General features: G+C 67.0%; 19 protein-coding genes. 9 read left to right on the top strand and 10 right to left on the bottom strand.

Annotated elements, in window-relative coordinates:
• Positions 1–26 precede the first annotated feature (26 nt).
• Positions 27–1,625, bottom strand: coding sequence for an MFS transporter (locus AC1RJ5_RS17095; protein ID WP_493114546.1), 1,599 nt, complete (start codon positions 1,623–1,625; stop codon positions 27–29).
• A 44-nt stretch (positions 1,626–1,669) separates the two neighbouring features.
• The gene (locus tag AC1RJ5_RS17090; protein WP_493114544.1) at positions 1,670–2,932 is read right to left on the bottom strand and encodes an NRAMP family divalent metal transporter; all 1,263 of its coding nucleotides are present in this window, start codon (positions 2,930–2,932) and stop codon (positions 1,670–1,672) included.
• A gap of 178 nt (positions 2,933–3,110) precedes the next feature.
• Here AC1RJ5_RS17090 and AC1RJ5_RS17085 point away from each other — a divergent pair, with 178 nt between their 5' ends.
• A complete protein-coding gene (locus AC1RJ5_RS17085; protein WP_269572915.1) occupies positions 3,111–3,410 on the top strand; it encodes a fucose-binding lectin in 300 nt (99 codons plus the stop codon).
• Positions 3,411–3,432: 22 nt separating this feature from the next.
• Here the strand turns inward: AC1RJ5_RS17085 and metH are convergent, their stop codons facing one another.
• The 4 genes from metH to AC1RJ5_RS17065 all read right to left on the bottom strand — a co-directional run bounded on the left by metH (position 3,433) and on the right by AC1RJ5_RS17065 (position 9,217).
• A complete protein-coding gene (gene metH, locus AC1RJ5_RS17080) occupies positions 3,433–6,045 on the bottom strand; it encodes a methionine synthase (RefSeq protein WP_493114542.1) in 2,613 nt (870 codons plus the stop codon).
• Positions 6,046–6,179: 134 nt separating this feature from the next.
• On the bottom strand, positions 6,180–7,229 hold the full coding sequence (locus AC1RJ5_RS17075) for a homocysteine S-methyltransferase family protein (protein ID WP_493114540.1): 1,050 nt from the start codon (positions 7,227–7,229) through the stop codon (positions 6,180–6,182).
• 120 nt (positions 7,230–7,349) lie between these two features.
• Positions 7,350–8,267, bottom strand: a complete 918-nt coding sequence (metF, locus tag AC1RJ5_RS17070; protein WP_269572918.1) for a methylenetetrahydrofolate reductase — start codon at positions 8,265–8,267, stop codon at positions 7,350–7,352.
• Complete coding sequence (locus tag AC1RJ5_RS17065) at positions 8,264–9,217, bottom strand: ArsR/SmtB family transcription factor (protein WP_184164612.1); 954 nt, start codon at positions 9,215–9,217, stop codon at positions 8,264–8,266. Before AC1RJ5_RS17065 ends, metF begins: the two co-directional genes overlap by 4 nt.
• Before the next feature lie 120 nt (positions 9,218–9,337).
• Between AC1RJ5_RS17065 and AC1RJ5_RS17060 the strand changes: the two genes are divergently transcribed.
• The 5 genes from AC1RJ5_RS17060 (at position 9,338) to AC1RJ5_RS17040 (ending at position 13,575) form a co-directional block, all read left to right on the top strand.
• On the top strand, positions 9,338–9,598 hold the full coding sequence (locus AC1RJ5_RS17060; RefSeq protein ID WP_269572919.1) for a hypothetical protein: 261 nt from the start codon (positions 9,338–9,340) through the stop codon (positions 9,596–9,598).
• Positions 9,599–9,601: 3 nt separating this feature from the next.
• Entirely contained in the window at positions 9,602–9,760 is a 159-nt protein-coding gene (locus AC1RJ5_RS17055; RefSeq protein ID WP_269572920.1) for a hypothetical protein, read from the top strand.
• The gene (locus AC1RJ5_RS17050) at positions 9,757–10,707 is read left to right on the top strand and encodes an aldo/keto reductase (RefSeq protein ID WP_493114536.1); all 951 of its coding nucleotides are present in this window, start codon (positions 9,757–9,759) and stop codon (positions 10,705–10,707) included. The genes AC1RJ5_RS17055 and AC1RJ5_RS17050 overlap by 4 nt, the downstream gene beginning before the upstream one ends.
• A 56-nt stretch (positions 10,708–10,763) precedes the next feature.
• Positions 10,764–11,216 (top strand): c-type cytochrome, encoded by a 453-nt coding sequence (locus AC1RJ5_RS17045; protein ID WP_269572922.1) that lies wholly within the window; start codon positions 10,764–10,766, stop codon positions 11,214–11,216.
• Positions 11,217–11,334: 118 nt separating this feature from the next.
• Positions 11,335–13,575: a carboxypeptidase-like regulatory domain-containing protein gene (locus AC1RJ5_RS17040; protein WP_493114534.1), complete on the top strand. Its 2,241-nt coding sequence runs from the start codon at positions 11,335–11,337 to the stop codon at positions 13,573–13,575.
• Between the two features lie 54 nt (positions 13,576–13,629).
• Here the strand turns inward: AC1RJ5_RS17040 and AC1RJ5_RS17035 are convergent, their stop codons facing one another.
• The gene (locus AC1RJ5_RS17035; RefSeq protein ID WP_269572924.1) at positions 13,630–14,769 is read right to left on the bottom strand and encodes a serine hydrolase domain-containing protein; all 1,140 of its coding nucleotides are present in this window, start codon (positions 14,767–14,769) and stop codon (positions 13,630–13,632) included.
• A 283-nt stretch (positions 14,770–15,052) separates the two neighbouring features.
• Between AC1RJ5_RS17035 and AC1RJ5_RS17030 the strand changes: the two genes are divergently transcribed.
• Complete coding sequence (locus tag AC1RJ5_RS17030) at positions 15,053–17,428, top strand: TonB-dependent receptor (RefSeq protein ID WP_493114532.1); 2,376 nt, start codon at positions 15,053–15,055, stop codon at positions 17,426–17,428.
• 79 nt (positions 17,429–17,507) lie between these two features.
• Here the strand turns inward: AC1RJ5_RS17030 and AC1RJ5_RS17025 are convergent, their stop codons facing one another.
• Together AC1RJ5_RS17025 and AC1RJ5_RS17020 are read right to left on the bottom strand one after the other, a co-directional pair.
• Complete coding sequence (locus AC1RJ5_RS17025) at positions 17,508–19,304, bottom strand: hypothetical protein (protein WP_269572926.1); 1,797 nt, start codon at positions 19,302–19,304, stop codon at positions 17,508–17,510.
• 163 nt (positions 19,305–19,467) lie between these two features.
• On the bottom strand, positions 19,468–19,875 hold the full coding sequence (locus AC1RJ5_RS17020) for a GFA family protein (RefSeq protein ID WP_269572927.1): 408 nt from the start codon (positions 19,873–19,875) through the stop codon (positions 19,468–19,470).
• A gap of 241 nt (positions 19,876–20,116) precedes the next feature.
• Here AC1RJ5_RS17020 and AC1RJ5_RS17015 point away from each other — a divergent pair, with 241 nt between their 5' ends.
• Positions 20,117–20,803: a helix-turn-helix transcriptional regulator gene (locus AC1RJ5_RS17015; RefSeq protein ID WP_493114530.1), complete on the top strand. Its 687-nt coding sequence runs from the start codon at positions 20,117–20,119 to the stop codon at positions 20,801–20,803.
• A gap of 65 nt (positions 20,804–20,868) precedes the next feature.
• Positions 20,869–21,855 carry a potassium channel family protein gene (locus AC1RJ5_RS17010; protein WP_493114529.1) on the top strand — a complete coding sequence of 329 codons (987 nt, stop codon included), beginning with the start codon at positions 20,869–20,871 and terminating at the stop codon, positions 21,853–21,855.
• 2 nt (positions 21,856–21,857) lie between these two features.
• Here AC1RJ5_RS17010 and AC1RJ5_RS17005 read toward each other — a convergent pair whose 3' ends face one another.
• Positions 21,858–22,283 carry a VOC family protein gene (locus AC1RJ5_RS17005; protein ID WP_493114528.1) on the bottom strand — a complete coding sequence of 142 codons (426 nt, stop codon included), beginning with the start codon at positions 22,281–22,283 and terminating at the stop codon, positions 21,858–21,860.
• Between the last annotated feature and the right edge of the window lie 73 nt (positions 22,284–22,356).

The raw sequence follows: 22,356 nt of genomic DNA, 5'->3' as shown, positions 1-22,356 counted from the left end.
GGCCGTTGCGGAGGGAGGCTATGCCCTCAGTGCCTTGCGTGCCCGTGCTTCCGCGGCTGCACCGTCTCGGTCAGCCCCAGGGCGGTGACCAGCAGCGCCATCGCCACCACCGCCATCGTGTACCAGAGCCCGGCATAGGGATCGCCGGTGCGTGCAACGATATACTGGCTGATGAAAGGCAGGAAGCCACCGAAATAGCCGGTGCCGAGATGATAGGGGATCGACATCGACGAATAGCGGATGCGGCTCGGGAACATTTCGCTGAGCAGCGCCGCCACCGGGCCATAGGTCGCGCCGGCCAGCGCCATCAGCCCCAGCATCGCCAGCACGATCACCGCGATGTTGCCGATCGAAGGCCTGACCCGCTCGAGCCGGTAGCCCGCCTCGGCCAGCGCCGCGTCGAGCCCCGCCGGGCTGGCATCCGCCACCGGCACGCTGTCCACCGTCACCACCACCGCATCGGCGCGCTGGGTCTTGTAGGGCACCCCCTTCTTCGAAAGATGATCGAGCACCTGCGCGCACGGATCGATCTGCTTCGCGGCGAAGGGATCATATTTGCAATTGGGCCCGCGCACGATCACCGGCGCGTGCCGGGCCGATTCCGCCAATCCCGGATTGGCCGCATTGCCGATCACCCAGAACAGCGGGAAGAGCAGCACCAAAGTCAGCGCATAGCCGATCACGATAGGCTTCTTGCGCCCGATCCGGTCGGAGAGATGCCCGAACAGGATGAAGAACCCGCAGCCGACCAACGCCGATCCGCCGCAGATCAGCTGCGCCGTGGTCGGGTCCATCCGCATCGGCCCGGTGAGGAACGACAGCACCGAGAACATCGAAGTGTACCAGATCACCGTCAGCCCGGCCGCGATGCCGAACAGCGCGACGAACAGGCGCGGCAGGTTTCCCGGATAGGTGAAGCTCTCGAGGAACGGGTTGCTCGCCGTCTCGCCGGCCTCCTTCATCGCCTTGAACACCGGGCTCTCGGAGAGCTTGAGGCGCATGTAGAGCGACACCGCGAGCAGCAGGATCGAGAAGAGGAAGGGCAGTCGCCAGCCCCAGGCCTCCCAGGTCGCGGCGGGCATCGGCGTCTTGAACGCGAGCACCACCGCCAGGCTCAGGATGAAGCCGCCGACCACGCTTGCCTGGATGAAGCTGGTATGGAAGCCGGCCCGCCCGCCCGGCGAATGCTCGGCGACATAGATCGCCGCGCCGCCATATTCACCGCCCAGCGCCAGCCCCTGCGCCACCCGCATGATCAGGATCAGCACCGGCGCCGCCACGCCGATCTCGGCATAGCCCGGCACCAGCCCGATGCCGGCGGTCGCCAGGCCCATCACGGTGATGGTGACGAGGAAGGTGTATTTCCGCCCCATCCTGTCGCCGAGATAGCCGAACAGCACCGCGCCCAGCGGCCGGAAACCGAAGCCGACAGCGAATGCCGCCCAGGCGAGCAGGCTCGCCAGCACGTCGTTGCCCGCGGGAAAGAAGGTATGCTGCAGGATGCCGGTGGCGGTCAGCGTGCCCCAGATGAAGAAGTCATACCATTCGAAGATGGTGCCCAGCGACGATGCGCCGATCACCAGCCGTATGTCCTTGCCGCTCGGCTCCGCTGCGCCCTCTGCCATATGCCCCTCACCTGCCTTTCGGCGAAGCTTAGCGGCTCGGGGACTTATTGCCAGACCAGCATCGCCACCGCCGCCGCACCCATCACGATAGTCGCCGCCCAGCCGAAGACGAGCAGCGGGCCATGGATGCGGAACTCGCCCATAACGCTGCGCCGGGTGGCGATCACCATCATCACCGCCATGATCGGAACGGCCGCGAAGCCGTTGACCACCGCGCTCCAGAACAGCGCCTGCATTGGTGGGATGCCGGACCAGTCGAGGAACACGCCGAGCAGGATCGACAGCGCGATCACGCCGTAGAAGCCGGGCGCGTCCTTGACCTTGTGCTCCAGCCCGCAGCGCCAGCCGCGGGCATTGCTCACCGCGAAGCCGGCCGATCCGGCGAGCACCGGCACCGCGAGCAGCCCGGTGCCGATGATTCCCACCGCGAACAACGCGAAGGCGAAATTGCCGGCGACCGGCTTCAATGCCTGGGCGGCGTCGGTCGCCGTGTTGATCTGGGAGATTCCCTGCACATGCAGCGTCGCGGCGGTCGCGGTGATGATCGCCAGCGCGATCAGGTTGGAAAAGGCCATGCCGACGAATGTATCGACCCGCATCCGCCTGATCTCGTCCGGCGCCTGCTCCGGCGCATCGACCAGTGGGCGGGCGCCGTCATGGTCCTCGACTTCCTCCACTTCCTGCGCAGCCTGCCAGAAGAAGAGATAGGGGCTGATCGTCGTGCCGAAGAGCGCAACGATCGTCGCGATGGCATCGGGTCCGTCGATGCGCGGCACCACCAGGCCGCGTGCCGCCGCGGCCCAGTCGACCTGCACCGCGAGCACCACCGCGACATAGGCGAACAGCGACAGGGTCAGCCATTTCAGCACCCGCGCATAGCGGTGATAGGGCACGAACGCCTGCAGGAGCAGGCTGGCCAGCGCAAAGAAGACCGTGAACCAATGGTCGCCCCAGCCGGCCACCATCTGCGCGGCATCGCCCATCGCGGCGATATCGGCGCCGATGTTGATCGTGTTGGCGATGAACAGGATGGTGACGAGCAGGCTCAGCAGCCAGTTCGGCAGGAATCCGCGCATGTTCGCGGCCAGCCCCTGCCCCGTCACCCGCCCGATATGCGCGCTCACCAGCTGCACCGCCGACATCAGCGGATAGGTGAGCACCATCGTCCACATCAGCCCATAGCCGAACTGCGCGCCGGCCTGGGAATAGGTGGCGATGCCGCTGGGATCGTCGTCCGCCGCGCCGGTGATCAGGCCGGGCCCAAGCTGTTTTGCGACCGAGGTTTTCGCTTGTCGGCTGTCGGTCATGCAGGCTCCGGCACGGGATTGGACGCTCAACGCTAGCAGATGCCTGACGATCCCGAACTTATCCAGATCGATCCGCCACCGCACCGATCCGGACCCAATGCCGGTTGCGCCGGCCCAGGCGAGAAGGAAGCTTCCCGCCGCGCGTCATCGGGACGCGTTGCAAAGAGGGGGAACTCCGATGGCCGATAATCCAAGCTTTCCGGTCAGCACCTGCGCGATCAGCTGGTTCGACGGCAACCACGCGCTGCACATCCGCGTCTATTCGAGCGACAACTATACGATCACCGAGCGCTGCAACGACGGCAATGGCTGGGTCACCGGCGCCAGCTTCCCGGGCCAGCAGGCATCGGCCATCACCTGGGCGGACTCGGCCGGGCAGCACATCCGCCTCTATGTGACGGGCAACGACACCACGACCGAATATTGCGCCGACCCCGGCACCTCGGGCTGGACCAAGGGCAGCTATACCCAGCCCTGATCCGCGTGCCCGCGGCCGGGCCTCAATCGAGGTTCGGCCGCAGGTAGCGCGTCGCCAGGTCGAGATCGATGCCGCGCCGCACAGCATAGTCCTGCACCTGGTCCTGGCCGATCCGCGCCACGCCGAAATATTCGGCCTGGGGATGCCCGAAATAGAAGCCGGAAACCGCCGCGGTCGGCAGCATCGCGAAGCTCTCGGTCAGCGAGATGCCGGTGCGGTGATGCGCATCGAGCATCTTGAACAGGATCGGCTTGAGGCTGTGCTCGGGGCAGGCCGGATAGCCCGGCGCCGGGCGGATGCCGCGATATTCTTCCTTGATCAGCGCGGCATTGTCGAGCTGCTCGCCCTCGGCATAACCCCATAGCGACGTGCGGGTGAACTGGTGCAGTCGCTCCGCGAACGCCTCGGCCAGGCGGTCGGCCAGCGCCTTGAGCAGGATGTCCGAATAATCGTCGATCGCGTTCTTGAAGCGCGCGAGATGCGGCTCGATGCCGTGGATCGAGACCGCGAAGCCGCCGATCCAGTCGCCCTGGGTGTCGATGAAGTCCGCCAGGCACATGTTCGCCCGGCCCTCGCGCTTGGCGATCTGCTGGCGCAGCATCGGCAGGGTAACATGCTCCTCGTCGCCGATATGGACGATGATGTCGTCGCCCTTGCGGCGGCACGGCCACAGCCCGGCGACGCCGCGCGCGGTCAGCCACTTCTCGGCGATGATCGTGTCGAGCATCTTCTGGGCGTCGGCGAACAGGCTGGACGCGCTCTCGCCGACCACCTCGTCGGTCAGGATCGCCGGATAATTGCCCGCCAGCTCCCAGGCGCGGAAGAACGGCGTCCAGTCGATATACTCGCGCAGGTCCTTCAGGTCCCAGTCGTCGAACGTGTGAACGCCCGGCATGCGCGGTTTGCCCGGCTTGAGGGTCATGTCCGCCTCGAAGGCGTTGTCGCGCGCCTTCTCCAGCGGCAGCAGCTCGCTCTGCCCGCGCCCGGCGCGTGCTGCACGCACCTGCTCATATTCGGCCGCGACCTTGGCGACATAGTCGTCGCGCTGCGTCTCCGAGACGAGCGCCGTCGCCACGCCGACCGCACGCGACGCGTCGAGCACATGCACCACCGGGCCCGTATACGCCGGCTCGATGCGCAGCGCGGTATGGACGCGGCTGGTGGTCGCGCCGCCGATCAGCAGCGGCATCGTCATCTGCGCGCGCTGCATCTCCTCGGCGACGGTCACCATCTCGTCCAGCGAAGGCGTGATCAGGCCGCTGAGGCCGATCATGTCCGCGTCATTCTCGTTCGCGGCCTTGAGGATGTCCGACCAGGGCACCATCACGCCCATGTCGATCACTTCGAAGCCGTTGCACTGCAGGACGACGCCGACGATGTTCTTGCCGATATCATGCACGTCGCCCTTAACGGTCGCCATGATCACCCGGCCCTTGGCCTTGGAGCCGGCTTCCTTCTCCGCCTCGATGAACGGCATCAGGTGCGCGACCGCCTTCTTCATCACGCGGGCGGACTTCACCACCTGCGGCAGGAACATCTTGCCCGATCCGAACAGGTCGCCGACCACGTTCATGCCGTCCATCAGCGGGCCTTCGATCACCTGGATCGGGCGGCCGCCGCTGCCCATCAGCGCGGCGCGGCATTCCTCGGTATCCTCGACGACATGCGCGTCGATGCCCTTGACCAGCGCATGCTCGAGCCGCTTCTCGACCGGCCAGCCGCGCCATTCCGCCGCCTGCTTCTCGGCCGTCGCATCTGTGCCGCGGAACTTCTCGGCGAGCGCGACGAGGCGGTCGCCCGCCTCGGGGTCGCGGTTGAGGATCACGTCCTCGCAGGCGGTGCGCAGTTCCGGCTCGATCTGGTCATAGACGTCGAGCTGGCCGGCATTGACGATCGCCATGTCCATGCCCGCGGGGATCGCGTGGTAGAGGAACACCGAGTGCATCGCCTTGCGCACCGGCTCGTTGCCGCGGAACGAGAAGCTCAGGTTCGAGAGGCCGCCCGAGATATGGCAATGCGGGCAGCGCGCCTTGATCTCGCGGCACGCCTCGATGAAATCGACGCCGTAGTTGTTATGCTCCTCGATGCCTGTCGCCACCGCGAACACATTGGGATCGAAGATGATGTCCTCGGGCGGGAAGCCGATGCCGACCAGCAGCTTGTAGGCGCGCTCGCAGATCTCGACCTTGCGCGCCTGGGTGTCGGCCTGGCCGGTCTCGTCGAACGCCATGACGACCACGGCCGCGCCATATTGCATGCACTTGCGGGCATGCTCGAGGAACTGCGCCTCGCCTTCCTTCATGCTGATCGAGTTGACGATCGGCTTGCCCGACACGCACTTCAGGCCCGCCTCGATCACGTCCCACTTGGAGCTGTCGACCATCACCGGGATGCGCGCGATGTCGGGCTCGGCGGCGATCAGCTTGAGGAAGGTGGTCATCGCCTCGAACGCGTCGAGCAGGCCCTCGTCCATGTTGACGTCGAGCACCTGCGCGCCGGCTTCCACCTGCTGCAGCGCCACTTCCACGGCGGCGGCATAGTCGCCGGCCATGATCAGCTTCTTGAACCGCGCCGATCCGGTGACGTTGGTGCGCTCGCCGATATTGACGAAGTTGGTGGAGGAGGCGGTGGTCATTCTGTTCTTCCAATCGTCATCCCGGCGAAAGCCGGGATCTCGTGCCGCATGCGCACGCTATAAAACTGCGAGGCCCCGGCAATCGGGCCCCCATCAAAGTAGTACTTTGATGGGCCCCTTCACCGGGGTGACGGCTAGGCCGCCGCCATCGTGAACGGCTCGAGCCCGGCCAGCCGGGTGCGTACCGCGACCTGGGGGATCGGCCGCGCCGGCAGCCCGGCCACGGCATCGGCGATCGCCTTGATATGCGCCGGCGTCGAGCCGCAGCAGCCGCCCAGCACATTGACCTGTCCGGCATCGGCCCATTCCTTGACCAGCCCGGCGGTGGTCACCGGCTCCTCGTCATAGGCGCCGAGCTCGTTGGGCAGGCCGGCGTTGGGATAGACCATGATCAGCGTGTCGCAGATGCCCGACAGCGTCTTCACATGCGGGCGCAGCTGCTCGGCGCCGAACGAGCAGTTGAGCCCGATCGTCAGCGGCTTCGCATGCCGCACCGCATGCCAGAACGCCTCGACGGTGTGGCCCGACAGGTTGCGCCCCGAAAGATCGGTCAGCGTCATCGACAGCATGATCGGCAGGTCGCGGCCCAGGTCGTTGCCCGCTTCGATCGCCGCCATCACCCCGGCCTTGGCGTTGAGCGTGTCGAACACCGTCTCGATCAGGATGAAGTCGACGCCGCCTTCGACCAGCGCGTCGATCTGCTCGCGGTACACGTCCTTGAGGTAATCGAAGTCGATCTCGCGATAGCCGGGATCGTTGACGTCCGGGCTCAGCGACAGCGTCTTGTTGGTCGGCCCCAGCGCGCCGGCGACGAAGCGCGGACGGCCATCCTTCGCCTCGAATTCGTCGGCGATGCTGCGCGCGAGCTTGGCGCTCTCGACATTGATCTCGCGCACCAGATGCTCGGCACCATAATCGGCCTGGCTGATCCGGTTGGCCGAGAAGGTGTTGGTCTCGGCGATGTCCGCCCCCGCCTCGAAATAGGCGCGGTGGATGCTCGCCGGCACCTCGGGCTTGGTCAGCGCGAGGATGTCGTTGTTGCCCTTCTGGTCATGGCTCAGCCCGAGATCGCCGGCATAGGCGGCCTCGTCGAGCTTCCAGTTCTGGATCTCGGTGCCGAACGCCCCGTCGGTGATCAGGATGCGCTTGGCGGCCTCGGCCAGCAGTTTCTCGCGTGCAGTCATCGTCCAAATTCCTCGTCACCCTGAACTTGTTTCAGGGTCCAACTCTCCACCCGCGAATCCATCGCCCGTTGCGCGTTGGATGCTGAAACAAGTTCAGCATGACGGGTGGTTATATGCGGCTCAGGCCGCCACAATCTCGGCGCCGACCTTCGGCCGCACGCCCAGCAGATGGCAGATCGCGTAGCTCAGCTCCGCACGGTTCAGCGTGTAGAAGTGGAACTGGCGCACCCCGCCGGCATAGAGCTTGCGGCACAGCTCCGCCGCCAGCGTCGCCGAGACGAGCTGGCGCGCCGCCGGATGCTCGTCGAGCCCCTCGAACAGCCGCTCCATCCAGCCGGGCACTTCGGTGCCGCACATCGCCGCCATGCGCACCACGCTGGCGAAGCTCATCACCGGCATGATCCCCGGCACGATCTCCGCGTCGATGCCGGCCTTGGCCGCATCGTCGCGGAAGCGGAAGAAGGTGTCGGGCTCGAAGAAGAACTGGGTGATCGCGCGGTTGGCGCCGGCGTCGATCTTGCGCTTCAAATTCTCGATGTCCGCGGTCGGATTGGGCGAATCCGGATGGCATTCGGGATAGGCCGCGACCGAGATCTCGAACGGATGCAGCTTGCGCAGCCCCGCCACCAGGTCCGCCGCATTCTCATAGCCGCCCGGATGGGTCTGGTACTTCTCGCCCGCCCGCGGCGGATCGCCGCGCAGCGCCACGATGTGGCGCACGCCCGCCGCCCAATATTCCTGGGCGACCTGGTCGATCTCTTCCTTCGTCGCTTCCACGCAGGTGAGGTGCGCGGCTGCCGGGATGCCGGTCTCGCGCGCGATCCGCGCCACCGTATTGTGGGTGCGCTCGCGGGTCGTGCCGCCGGCGCCATAGGTAACGCTGACGAAACGCGGCCCGAGCGGGCTCAGCGTCTCGATCGACTCCCACAAAGTCTCCTCCATCTTCTCCGTCTTGGGCGGGAAGAATTCGAAGCTCACGTCGATATCGCCCGCCACATCCGCGAAGAGCGGCGCCGCCAGCGGGTCCAGGATAGTCATGCGGCCCTCACCTTTTCATTCACCTGCCCGGTCTTGCGACCGAGCCACAATTTCACCGTCAGCTCGCCGCCCACCAGCGTTTCCACCTGGATCGGAGCGAGCCCATGCGCCTCGAACCAGCCGAGCACCTGCTCGTCCGAGAAGCCGAGGCGCGTATGCGCGTCCTTGCTGCGCAGTTCCTCGCGCTCATGCGGCGCGAAATCGGCGATCAGCAGCCGGCCGCCGGGGGCCAGCACGCGTGCCGCCTCGCCGATCGCCGCACCGGGCTGCTGCGCGAAGTGGAGCACATGATGCAATATAGCGAGATCGGCGCCGCCATCCTGGATCGGCAGCGCATAGAGATCGGCCTGGCGCAGCTCGGCATTGGCCAGTCCCTGCTCGGAAAGCTTGGCGCGGGCAAGCCGCAGCATCTCGGAAGAGCGGTCGATACCCAGCGCCCGCTCGGCACGCGGCGCGAACAACTCGAGCATCCGCCCGGTCCCGGTGCCGATATCGACCAGATAGCCGATCTCGCCGTCCCCCAGCGCCCGGGCCATCGCGGCCTCGACTTCGCTCTCCGCGACATGGAGCGAGCGGATCGCGTCCCATTCGCCGGCATTGCTCTCGAACCATTCGGCCGCCGCGCTCGCCCGGTCGGCGCGCACCGCCGCGAGGCGCGCCTCGTCGGCGACCATCCAGTGATCGGCTTCGCTCCACTGGTCGAGCGCCGCGAGCACCGGCGCCACCTTGGCATCGGCGCCCAGGCCGACGAACACCCAGCTGCCTTCCTTTCGCCGCTCGAGCAGCCCGGCGTCGCACAGGATCTTCACATGCCGGCTGACGCGCGGCTGGCTCTGCCCGAGCACCTGCGCCAGCTCGCCCACGCTCAGCTCCATCGAGCGGACGAGCGCAAGGATGCGCAGCCGCGTCGAATCGGCAAGGGCACGGAAGATGGCGAGGGCCTGCTGCATGGCAGTTAGACATATAAAGATATCTTTATATGGGGTCAACGCATCGCATGCGCCTTGCACGCGAGTCCAGCCCCCGTTAGCCCTTGGCGCGAGCAATTTTCCGGCAAAAGGGTCCCCGTCATGCGCAAGATCTTCCTCCCGCTCGCGGCGGTCGCGCTGCTCGGCCTCTCGGCATGCGGCAAGAGCGCGAAGAACGAGGCCGCCGAGGCCAATGAATCGGTCGCCGGCGACAGCAATACGATGGGCGAAGCCGTGGGCGACGTGAACGCCGCCGAAAACGCTGCCTTCGGCGCTGCCGAGAGCAACTACGACCAGGCCGTCCCGGTCGGCAATGCCGCGGGCGCTGCCGGTTCGGGCGACGAAGGCTCGGGCGACGAATAAGCCATGCGTCTCGCCCCGCTCCTCCTGCTCCTCGCACTTGCGGCCTGCGGCGGCGACGGCTCCGATGACGGCCATGGCGGGTTGAGCGCCAGCCAGTCGCGCGACCTCGATGCGGCGGCGGCCGCGACCGACATCAACGCCAGCACCGGAAACCAGCAATGACAACCCTTCGCGACCTCGGCGCCAGCGGGATCCAGACGCCTTCGCTGATCCTCGGCGGCAACGTCTTCGGCTGGACCGCGGACAAGGCGACGAGCTTCGCGATCCTCGACTGCTTCGCCGAGGCCGGCGGCACGCTGGTCGACACCGCCGATGTCTATTCCGCCTGGGTCCCCGGCCATCAGGGCGGCGAGTCCGAGGCGATCATCGGCGAGTGGCTGAAGGGCTCGGGCAAGCAGGGCAAGGTCAAGGTCGCCACCAAGGTCGGCATGCTCGATGGCGAGGGCGGCACCAAGCTCGCCCCGGCGCGCATCGCCGCGGCCTGCGACACCAGCCTCAAGCGGCTCGGCGTCGAGACGATCGATCTCTATTTCGCGCACCAGGACGATGAGGACGTGCCGCAGGAGGAAGTCCTCGCCGCGTTCGACAAGCTGATCCAGGCCGGCAAGGTCCAGGCGATCGCCGCGTCGAACTTCCACGCGATGCGCCTCAAGTCCGCGCTCGACATCGCCACGCGCGAGGGGTTGCCGCACTACCGCGCGCTGCAGAACGAATATCACCTGCTCAGCCGCCACAAATACGAAGGCGAGCTGCAGGACCTGTGCGTCGAGTATAATATCGGCTGCGTGCCCTATTACGGGCTCGCCTCGGGCTATCTCACCGGCAAGTACCGTTCCGAGGCCGATCTCGGCAAATCGGTGCGTGGCGGCCGGATGACCGCGTTCATGGAGGGCAAGGGCCCGGCCATGCTCGCCGCGCTGGACGAAATCTCCGCCGAGACCGGCGCCACCCTCGCCCAGATCGCCCTGGCCTGGCTCGCCGCCCAGCCCGGCGTCACCGCGCCGATCGCCAGCGCCACCTCGGTCGCCCAGGCCGAGGAGCTGGTCGGCAGCTGGAACGTCACGCTCGGCAAGGCGCAGCTCGACAGGCTCACCGCCGCCGGCGCCTGACCACCCGGACAATTCGTCCCATGGGAACCGGGCGCGGGAGCCCCTAGCTCCGCGCCATGTTCGCGCGCGTCGCTTCCGCCGGTGCCCTGATCGCCACCGCCCTCCTCGCCGGATGCTCGGGCGACCAGCATGACGCGCGGCTGCGAAAGGCCGGGCCCAACCCGTCGCTCGAGGCGCTGCTCAAGGTAGCCGATGCCGAGATCGGCGCGCGCAAGTTCGGGCGGTGCGCGGCATGCCACCGGATCAACCCGGGCGCGCCCGACCTTGGCGGCCCCAATCTCTACGGCGTCTATGGCCGGCCGATGGGGCGGAACAGCCAGCGCTTCGGCTATTCGGCCGCCCTGCGCGACGCCGGCGGCACATGGGACGCGCAGACGCTCGACGCCTGGATCGCCAATCCCGCCGGGCGCGTCCCCGGCACGACCATGCAATTCTCGGGCGTCTCCGATCCGCTCGATCGCGCGGACATCATCGCCTATCTGCAGAGCCGGGCGGAGCCAGCCCGCTAGCGCCGCCGCGGGCCCCGCATCGCGACGCTCCGCTTTCATCGCTTATTACTGTCCCGCCCGTCGCCACGGGAGCAGCGTCCCGCTCAAATCTTCTGTGGCGAGAGTAAGCATGTATCAGGTGGGATTTGTTCGGACCGCCTCGGTCTCCCTCGCGGCCCTGGCCTGCATGGTGGCGGTCGATGCCGCCGCGCAGGAAGACACCTATATGCAGGGCCGCGTCACCGACGAGAACGGCCAGGGCATCCCCAATGCCGAGGTCTCGGCCTATTACACGTCCGACGGCGGCGGCACCAACAACCAGAGCAACAAGGCAACCACCACCGACGACAAGGGCTATTACCGCGTTGCCGTCACCCAGCCAAAGGGCAAGTGGTCCGGCTATGCCTATGCCGTCTATCGGGGCTGGCGGTTCGAGCTGCTGCCCGAAACCAGCGAGGAGTTCAGCAGCGCCACCGGCGCGACCCGCAACTTCCAGCTCCGCTTCGTCGAGCTGCGGGGAAACCCCGATCGGCTGAGCGACTATGGCCTGGGCGGCGTGATCAACGTCATTGCCCAGACCTATGAAACACTGGACCTGTCCAAGGTCGTCGTCACGGCGAAACCCGTGGGCGGCGGCACCCCGATCACGCGCACTGCGCGTTACACGGGCGGCGAGGGCCATGTCATAAGCGGCCTGCGGCCCGACAAATACGAAATCAGCGCGACCTATAACGGCCGGGCGCTGCTGGTGAGCGCGGAGGTCACGCCGCGGCAATGGGCAAGCAGCTACACAAGCGAGTTCCAGGCAGACCACGGCCTTCCCCGCATACGGCTTCTGGTGAAGGAGGCTGGCGGCGGCTCCAACAATCCGGGGCCAGGATCGGACCCGAACCCGACGCCGGCCCCGCCACCCGAGGCCACGCTTGCCGGCTTCACCCTCGCCAGCGCGCAGCCGCAGACGCTCGGCAGATGGCTGCTGCGCAAGGCCGGCGTCTACTATAGCCCGGAAGACGACGGGAAGACCCCGAACGTCATCGTCGCCATCGCCGCGAAGAACGCTTCGCCCCTGCCGCAGACCGCCAGCGGTTCGTTCCAGCTCAGCCTGAACGGCGCGAGCAGCCATGAGGCGACGGGGCTGAGCTACGACATCCTGTCCGCCGGCGCCCCACGCCCGCCTTCCACCGGCAATCCCAAGGCCGATTTCGCGCGGACGACCATGCCCGGCTCCTCCCTTCCCCCGCAGGTCAAGACGGGCGAGGAAGTGGTCGTCTACGCGTCCTTCCGCCTGCCCGCGGCGGACCGGGCCAAGCTAAAATCGGTCAAGGTCACCACGATCGACAGGATCCGGGGCCCGCTCTTCCCGGCAAGCCAGGCGAACGCCGTCGTCGACCTGCCGGCGCCGCCGGGCGCGACCCCAACGCCAACGCAGACCCCTCCGCCGGCCGATACCCCGCCGCCCGATACCAGCGGCGATCCCATCAAGTTCAACGACCAGGGGTTCTTCAGCCTGGGCCGCTGGACCGTGCGGGTCAGCGAGCTGCAGTACAAGACACCCACCAGCATGACGGTGAGCATCACCGCGAAGAACAAGACGGTGGTGTCGCTTCCGCCGCAGTCCGTCTTCGAGTTCACCCTCAACAGCGGCGCCGGCGCCGCGACCAGGACCGTCGCGAAGCAGATCGTCTATGCGCCGAGTTCTCCGGTCGCGGCGCTCAAGGAAGTCGTCGTCACGCCTTCGTTCGACCTGCCGCGCGCCCAGCAGGAAATGGTCAGCTCGATCACGATCAAGGAACTGGCCCAGCCCAAGCAGGGCCTGCTGCTCAAGGCGCAGGCCGCGACCAGTGTCGATATCCCCGTGCAGCCGCGGCGAAAGGCGCCGGCACCGGCATCGACGGGAAAGACGGGCACCGCGACCACGAAGGACACACCGGCACCTGCGCCGGCCCCAACGCCGACGCCGGCTCCGGCACCGACGCCCGCCCCGGCCGCGACGTCAGCAAGCGTCACCGGCGATTTCCGCAACACCGGCTATTTCCTCACCCGGCTCGACGCCGTCCGCCGCCAGCGCTCGGGCGCAGTCGAAGTGACGCTGACGATGCGCAACGACCAGACGATCCGGCGCAGCATCTGGAACAACTATAACAGCTGGACCCTCATCGGCTCGGACGGCCAGTCCTACAAGCATGACGGCAATGGCTATGGCCGCGACGGCACGGACCGGATGACGACCAGCGTCTATCTGGAGAAAGACGGCACCGCCCCGCTGACCTATGTCTATCCGATGCCGTTCGACGTGAAGCCCGTGCGCCTGGTCGTGCGCGACTATTACGGCAAGCCGCTCACCGAATTCGACCTGTCCTCGGCGCCGGGCAAACCCTGAGGGTCGCGCGAAGGCGGCAGCCGGCGCGCCACCGGCTGCCGCAACCCTCCGGCCTCAGTCCTTGAAGCCATATTCCCAGGCATAGGGCACGCCGGTATCGCCCAGCGCCGCCTTCACCAGCTTCGGGAAGGCCTTCTCGATCCGCACGTCATTGCCCAGGATCAGCACGCAGCGCTGGCCCTTCTCCAGGCAGACCAAAGTGTTCGCGGTCACCTCGTTATGCCCGCCCTTCAGCCAGCCCGCGCCCTGCGGCCCGGTAAAGGCGATCACGCCCAGCGCCGCCTTCGCGCGCGTTCCCTCGCCCGGCTTGGCCGGGTTGTTCAGCGTCGGGAACTGCGTCCGGCTCGGGATCTTCTGGGTGCCGCGCACATATTCGGCGCGCCACTTCGGTGACAGGCCCTGGCCGCGCACCATCGCCGCCGCCAGGATCGCCAGGTCGTGGATCGTCGTGTCCATCGATCCCGCCGCGCGCACCCGGCTGCGGTCGTCATGCGGCTCGGTCTTGCCGTTCTCGTCCCAGCCGTCCGCCAAATTGGTGCCGAAGCTGTCCTGCCAGATCAGGCTGGTCCGGGTCATGCCCAGCGGCTGGAAGAAGCGGCGCTGCAGCTCGGCCTCCACGCTCAGCCCCAGCCCCTTCTCCACCCCGAACTGGAGCAGCGAGATGCCCTCGCCCGAATAGCCGTAATTGCTGCCCGGATCGAAGTGGAAGCGCAGCTTGCCGTCGGGCTCGAGCACCGCGAAATTGGCGAAACCGGTGGCGTGGTTGAGCACGTGGCGCGGCGTCACCTTCCGCCAGCGCGCATCGCCGGCCAGGTCGCCCCAATGCCCATAGGCATCGAGATTGCCGTAGTCGGGGATCGGCCTGGGCAGCATCGCCGCGATCGGCGCGTCGAGATCGAGCTTCTTCTCTTCCGCCAGCTGGGTGACCAGATAGCCGAACACCGCCTTGGTCAGCGACGCGCCGTACATGATCGTGTCGGGCGTCAGCGGATCGCCCTTGGCGTTGCGATCGCCCCAGGTCTTCACCGAGACGACCTTGCCCTTGTCGATCAGCGCGACCGCGACGCCCTTCGCCCCGGTCTCGGCCATCGCCGCCTTCACCGCGGCATCCATGTCCGGCCCCCTGGCCGCGGCCGGCGCGGCGGCTCCCAATGCCAGCAGCCCCATCAATCCGAAACGCACCACTCGACGCATGAAACGCTCTCCCCTCTTTCGGGCGGCATCCTGCATGTTCACGGTGCTGCAGCAACAAAAACCGACGCTTGCCCGCGATTGCTTGCAAACGGCACCGGACGCTCCGTTCCCCGGAGCGAAAGCGCCAACCCGAACCTTGCGGATTGTTGCCATTTGGCAACGCAACATGGCCAACCGCCCCCGCGTCATCAAACTGTCGCGCTCCCGTAACGGTACCGTCCCCAACCCTGCCTAGCCGCCCGGTCGAGGGCGGCCAGCCGGTCGCCGGGATGGGAAAGATCACATGACCGAATTTTCGCGCCGCCGGCTGCGCCATGGCCACGCTTATGCCGTTCTGATGGCCTCGGCCGCGCTGGTTTCGCTCGCGCCCGCCGCGCATGCCCAGACCGCCGACAACACCGTCGCCGTCGCCGATGAGGACACCGGCAGCGACGCCACCATCGTCGTGATCGGCAGCGGCCAGACCCGCTCGGTCTCCACCCTGCTCCCCTCGAACCTCGACACGCTGCCGCCGGGCACCAGCGTGCAGAAGGCGCTCAACTTCCTGCCGGGTGTCAGCGCCCAGTCGATCGACGCGCTCGGCACCAACGAGCAGTCGCTCACCCTGCAGGTCCGCGGCTTCAACACCACGCATCTCGGCTACACGCTCGACGGCATGCCGCTCGGCGACGGTGCCTATAACAACTACAACGGCCTCACGATCAGCCGCGCGCTGATCTCGGAGAATCTCGGCCGCGCCGATCTCGCCACCGGCATCGCCGGCCTGGCCATCCCCTCGACCAGCAATCTGGGCGGCGCGCTGACCTATTTCAGCAGCGATCCGAAGAAGGAAATGGGCGTCTCGGCCAGCATCACCGCCGGCAGCGAGAAGAGCCGTCGCGGCTTCGTCCGCATCGACACCGGCGAGCATGGCGGCTTCTCGGCCTATGTCTCGGCGCAATATGTCGAGCAGGACCTGTTCGTGAACCAGGGTGCCTATAACTGGTCGAACGGCAAGCAGCTCAACGCCAAGCTCCAGTACCAGGCCGATGGCATCAGGATCACGGCCTTCGCCGACGTGTCGCGCACCAACCAGGCCGACGATCCCTATTTGTCGAAGGACATGCTGAACCGGCTCGGCTGGGACTGGGCCGGCTATGCGCCCGACTGGAACCGCTATCTCGGCGTCGCCGCCTGCACGGTGACCACCACGCCGATCAAGTGCGCCGCCGCCCCCTCGCCGCAGAAGAACTCGGACGTCACCTTCACCAACGGCCAGATCCTGCGCAACGACAATTTGTTCTACCTGGCCGGCGACTTCGACCTGACCGGCAACCTCAGCGTCCGCACCCAGGTCTATCATCACAATGACAAGGGCGCGGGCAACAACTGGATCGCGGGCCTGTCGAACCAGGGCACCACATCGACCGCGGACGACCTGCCCGTCCAGATCCGCGACACGCGCTACACGATCGATCGCACCGGCGTGGTCGGCAGCCTGACCTGGAAGCTGGGCTTCAACGAGCTCCAGGCCGGCCTGTGGGTCGAGCAGAACACCAGCAGCGCCGCGCGCTATATCTGGACCAACGTCACCGGCGTGTTCAGCCTCGCCCAGTTCCTCGGCGGCGTGCCCAACACCGCCCAGTGGGTGCAGGAGACCCGCTGGAAGACCCACCAGTTCTTCGTGCAGGACACGGTGCGCCTGTTCGACGACGCGCTGACCGTCGATTTCGGCTTCAAGAGCACCTATTCGCGCTCGAACGCCTATGCGATCCGCGGCATCGCCGTCACCGCGCCGCCCGCCTCGAGCCAGTTCGCCACCGGCTCGCTGGTCGCCAAGGACAATTTCCTTCCCGAGGTCGGCGTCCACTGGAACGTCGCGCCCGGCCATGAGCTGTTCGCCAGCTATGCAGAAAACATGGCCATGTACCAGGGCGGCTTCAAACTCGGGCCGCAGTCGGTCTCGCAGACCGTGTGGAACCAGCAGGGCCAGTATCTCAAGCCCGAAACCTCGAAGAGCGTCGAGGGCGGCTATCGCTATGTCGGCGGCCCGCTCCAGGTCGCGCTCAGCGGCTATTACGTCAAGTTCGAGAACCGCCTGCTGCAGTACAACCCCTGCCCGACCAACCAGCAGCAGAACCCGGGCTGCGGCAACAGCTTCCACAATGCCGGCGGCGTCACCAGCAAGGGTGTCGAGCTCGGCGTGCTGTGGAAGGCGACGCCCTGGCTGAGCTGGTACAATTCGGCGTCGTACAACAAATCGACCTATGACGAGAATCTCAACTGGTGCACCACCACCTGCGTGGTGAAGATGACTGCCGGCAAGCAGCAGGTGGACACGCCCAAGGAGATGCTTGCCAGCGTGCTCACCCTCCACACCGGCGGCTTCTCCGCCTCGGTCCAGGGCAAGTATACCGGCCGCCGCTACTATACCTACACCAACGACCAGAGCTTCGGCGGCTACACCACCGTCGATCTCGGCATGGGCTATGATTTCGGCGATCTCGCCGGGCTCAAGAGCCTCAAGCTTTCCCTGAACGTCACCAACCTGACCGACAAGCGCTACGCGTCGAACTTCGACAGCAGCGTCTTCGCGCCGGACGACGCGGCGGGCAGCATCGTGGTGTTCCACTCCTCGGCCCCGCGCCAGGTGTTCGGCACGCTCAGCACGTCCTTCTGATCGCCGGTCCACGCAAACGGAAAGGCCGGGGTTCGCGCCCCCGCCTTTCGCATTTTCCACGGCTCCGCCGCACCCGGCCTCAGGGATTGAACGCGTCGTTCATCCAGGTCTCGGTGCAGCTCTTCGGGCGCCGGTTGACGGTCAGTTCCTTGACCACATCATCGGTTCCCGCCCCGCGCCGTCCGATCAGGATCGTCGCGATCTTCGCATTCCCGCCCTGAAGCACCGGATCGAAGCCGAACGAGAAGATGAAGGGTCGCGGCGTGGCTTCGCGAGACAGCACCAGCGCCGCCGCCGCCCGGCCATTGGCCGGGAGTGGGAAGAAGTTCGGCCGCAGCGGCAGCATCAGCGTATCGCTGCCCTGTCGCGGCGCGAAGCAGCCGATATTGGAGAAGTTCTGGTTGAGCAGAGTCAGCGCTTCGTCGCGCGGGCGCTCGAAGCTGATCTCGGACTGCGGCATCAGCGCCTGCGCCGCATCGTCGGCCAGGACGATCCTGATCTTGTCGGCGAAGCGCACCGTCAGGTCGGGATTGAGCGGCGTCCCCGGGGGCGCCTGGATGATCCCGCCGAAGCTGGTCATCGCGGCATGCATCGCCAGAAGGGGCGCCTGCGTCGTGGGTGGCGGCGGCGGCACCTCATCGGTGACGACGACCCCCAGCTTGGCCAGATTGGCGCGCCCCTCGGTACCGAAACAGGTGAGCTTGCCGGGATGATCGCGCACCGCTTCATGGCTGGACCTGGCCGCGACCGCCCAGAGGAACGCATCGATATCGACTTCGGACAGGTCGAGCGCCTTCAGCGCCGGCCGGGCGGTCGAGCAGGCCCCGTCGAAGCCCGCGGCCGAAGTGGCATTGTTCAGGCCGTCGAACACGCCCGTCGCCAGCGCCTGGCGCACCGTGCGCAAATTGCCCCCCGCGGCTTCGGCCGGGATCGGCGTCGCGTTGAGCACCTCATTGGCGCGGATCGGATTGGTCTGGGTGAAGGTCGTCGAATAATATTGCCCCTTGCGGAACAGCGACGCCTGATAGTTGAGCGAGATCGTCATGCCGCCCGTGAGCGTCGCGGGGAGCGTCCTGGGCAGCGGCGGGAACCCCAGATAGACGAACACCCGGTTCGCCCGGGTGCCCTGGCCGGGGTCGGCCTCGAAGCTGGCCGGCGCTTCCGTCTCGACATCGGTCGTCAGCAGCTTCGCCGTCTCGGTCTTCCCCAGCGGGGTCGCCGCGCCGACGATCGGGCCGAGCCCCGCCGAGATCGTGGTGGCGAACAGGTTGATCCCCGCCCAGAGCTGGTCGAGCCGCTGGCTGTTGGGCTCCAGCTTGTAGACCGACTTGAACGCGACCGTGAGCCGGTCCTCGTAGATCGTGTTGGTCGGGTCGAACGGTACCAGCAGCGAAGCCGCGTCCAGCACATCGTCATCGCCCTGTTGGCTGCCGGCGATCTTCAGCTTGCAGTTCTTCTCCTCGGGATTCTCGACCGCGATCAGGCGCAGCTCGCGCGACGTCCGCTCGCTTCCCCGCGCGCGCAGGCCCACCCGCGCGGTGAGGCTCCAGACGCCCTTCTTGTCGAAGATCTGCTGGTAGAGCCCGCCCTCGTCGCTTCGCCATTTCGCGAACTCTTCTCCCGACTTGAACGCCGCGCGCGGGCAGATCGCCGCGTCGGCGATGGCGGTCTGCTCGAAACGCAGCCGATAATAGCCGGCATCGATCTTGTTGGCCGAATCGCGCTGCGGATCCACGCCCTGCGCGCGCTGCTCGACGATCCGCCCCTTCAGCCCGTTCCGGAAACCGGACACGGCTTCGGCGCCCTGCGCCAGAACAGGCAGCGGCGCGCACGCCGCCACCAGAGTGAAAACCGTCAGATGCGAACGAAATATCATGCTACCCCCCAGCTCATGATTACCCGAACAAAGGAAATAGTAACCATGAACAGCGGAAGCGCAAGTTACTCCGCGCCGACATCCGCAATCTGATAATTGTCCTCTTCAATAAATCCGCCGCCTATTGGCCGCGAAGAACTCCGGCGCGTCCGCCGGCCTCTTCCTACAGGATCGCCTTCTCCTCGGCCTCCTGCCACCAGGCGTCGTGCAGACCGTCGGCATAGCGGACCGGCGCCGCCTCCAGCTCTGCCAGCGGCACATCGTCGAGGCACAGGACCTGCACCGAGACGAAATCGCCGCCGATCGCCTCGACATGCCCGTCGCCGAACGGCGCGATCCCGCAATAGACGCAGAAGCGGTGATGCCCGCTCTTCGTGCCGAACTGATATTCGCCCAGCGCATCGCGGCCGGAGAGCAGCCGGAACTGGTCGGGCTTGAGCACCACGCCCCAGTTGCGGCGCTTGCGGCAATAGCTGCAATTGCACTTCCCGGTGCCCGCCGCGAGGTCGATATCCGCCTCGAACGTCACCGCGCGGCAATGGCAGCTGCCCTGATAGGTCTTCGTCGTCATGTCCCGAACTCCCGTTTGTCTGTGTCGGGACTCGACCTACTGCCACGCTGCTGCCAGCATGGTGTCAGCAGCGTGGCAGTAGATTTGCGGTGCCGGCCCGCTCCCCCACCCGGCCTCCCAACGGCAGTATTCTATGGGAGTGTTAGGTCGGTCATGCCCCCGGCATGACCTGAACAGCGCGGGGCGCTGTTCACCTAACACTGGGTGGGGGAGCGGGCTGGCGCCGCCAAGGAACAAGCAAATGCGGAAAGCGGATCGCCTCTTCCAGATCGTCCAGATCCTTCGGCGCTCCCCGCGCCCGGTGACCGCCGACGCGATCGCCGCCGAGCTCGAGACGTCGAAGCGCTCGGTCTATCGCGACATCGCCGCGCTGATCGGCCAGCGCGTGCCGATCCGCGGCGAGGCGGGTGTCGGCTATGTCCTCGAAAGCGGCTTCGACCTGCCGCCGCTGATGCTCACCGCCGACGAGATCGACGCGGTCGCGCTCGGCGCCACCTGGGTCGCCGGCCATGCCGATGAGAGCCTCGCCCGCGCCGCCAGCGACCTGCTCGCCAAGATCGCCGCGGTGCTGCCCGAGGAGATGCGCCCGTTCCTCGGCAATCCCGCCGCTCGCGCGGTGCCCGCCTTCGATCGCCCGGTCGACGGCATCGACGCCACCCAGCTGCGCGCCTGGATCCGCGCCGGCCGCAAGCTGCGCCTGGACTATGCCGACGAGCAGGGCCGGGCGACCAGCCGCACGGTCTGGCCGCTGATGATCGGCTATGCCGACGCCACCCGCATGGTCCTCGCCTGGTGCGAGCTGCGCGCCGATTTCCGCACCTTCCGGCTCGACCGGATCCTGGCGGCGGAGTTCCTCGACGCATCGATCCCCGGCAGCGCCGCCCAGCTCCGCGCCCGCTGGCTCAAGGAAATGCGGGAGAGGGGCTGAGGCCGGCCAGGCGCCATTGCCTCCCCCGGCGCCCGCCCCCTATGGTCCGCGGCATCGGGGGAAACATGAAGCGCACCTGGTCCGGCCGGATTGGCCGACACTGTAAATCGATCGCCCTGGCCGTGCAGGTCGTCGGGATGGCGTTCGTCTATCAGCAGATCTGGGAGTGGCGGCCCGACTATTTCCGCGTCGAGAGCAAGCTCAACGACTTGCCGCTCGATCTCTATGCCGCCGCGCGTTCCTACAGCGTCACCTCGGGCCGCCCGCTGCCGCAATTCACCGATCCCGATGTCGATGCCGCCGTCGCCCGGATCCGCGGCGCCTATCGCGATCTCCAGGCGCGCACCGCCGTGATCGACGGCGAACGCCGGGCGCTCGACGCGCGGCGCAAGGCGGAGCAGCAGGACAATGTGCCGTTCCAGGCCAGCATGTGGCGCCAGGCCGAGGCCTATCGCAAGTCCAGGACCGCGCCGTTCGACAGCCAGCTCGCCGCGATCGCCAGGCAGCAGCAGGACATTCTCGACGCCCATCACGCCAGGACCAACGAGGAGCTTCCGGCGGGCCCCGATGCCATCAGGCATGCGGACCTGGCAATCAAGGCGGCGGAGCTCAGGGTCAAGGCGATCCAGGCGGACATCGATGCCAGCGACCACATCCTCAAGAACCTGAACGCGTTCCAGCGCCAGCCCGCGCAGCAGGCCTATCTGGCCCGGCTCAGGGAGACCGCCGCGCTCGAGAAGCGCCTGTCGGACCACCAGCTCTCGATCTACGATCTCAACGGCAGGCTGTACGATGCGTTCGCTGCCTATGTCACCGCAGCGAAGGCGAAGCTCGGCTATCTCGACTTTCTCTATTTCAGCCTGGGCGGGGCGACCACCGCGAACTTCGGGGACATCGCGCCCAATCACAGCATAGTGCGCGCCCTGTACTCGGCGCAGATCGTCATCAGCATGGTCCTCGTCGCCTGGTGGATCAACGATTTCATCAGCGGGAAGCCCCGCCGCCGGCGTTCGCGCAGGAAACCCGCGGCCTCGTCCGCCGAGCCGGCCTGAGATTACGCCTCGAACGTAACCACCACGCTCTCCGCCGAAACCTCGGCCGGGCCGTGAAACACCGCCTCGATATTGTTGCCGTCGGGATCGATCAGGAAAGCGCCGTAATAGCCGGGATGATAGGGCCGCTCGCCCGGCGCGCCATTGTCGGTGCCGCCCGCCGCCAGCCCCTCGGCATGGAAGCGGTCGACCATCGCCCGGTCCCTGGCCTGGAAGGCGATATGGTGCCTGCCGGTGAGCTTGCCCGCCGCCGCTTCGCTGTCGGCGATCGAGATGAACAGCTCGTCCGCCCAGAAATAATCCTCGCCCTCGCCCGCGATCGGCACGCCGATCACCTCGAACACCTTCCCGTAGAAACGCCGGCTGGCGCCCAGGTCGCGCACGACCAGCTGGATATGATCGATCAACCGCCCGCGATGCAGCTGCATGGTTCCATGGGGATGCTCCTCTCTCGGCAGGGGCAACCGGCAGCGGCCGCACACGGTTCCCTGCGCTTGCATG

Source organism: Sphingomonas sp. GW822-FHT03G08, assembly GCF_058801135.1.
Note: the sequence above shows the minus strand (reverse complement) of the source record. Positions and strands in the feature narration are given on the sequence as shown.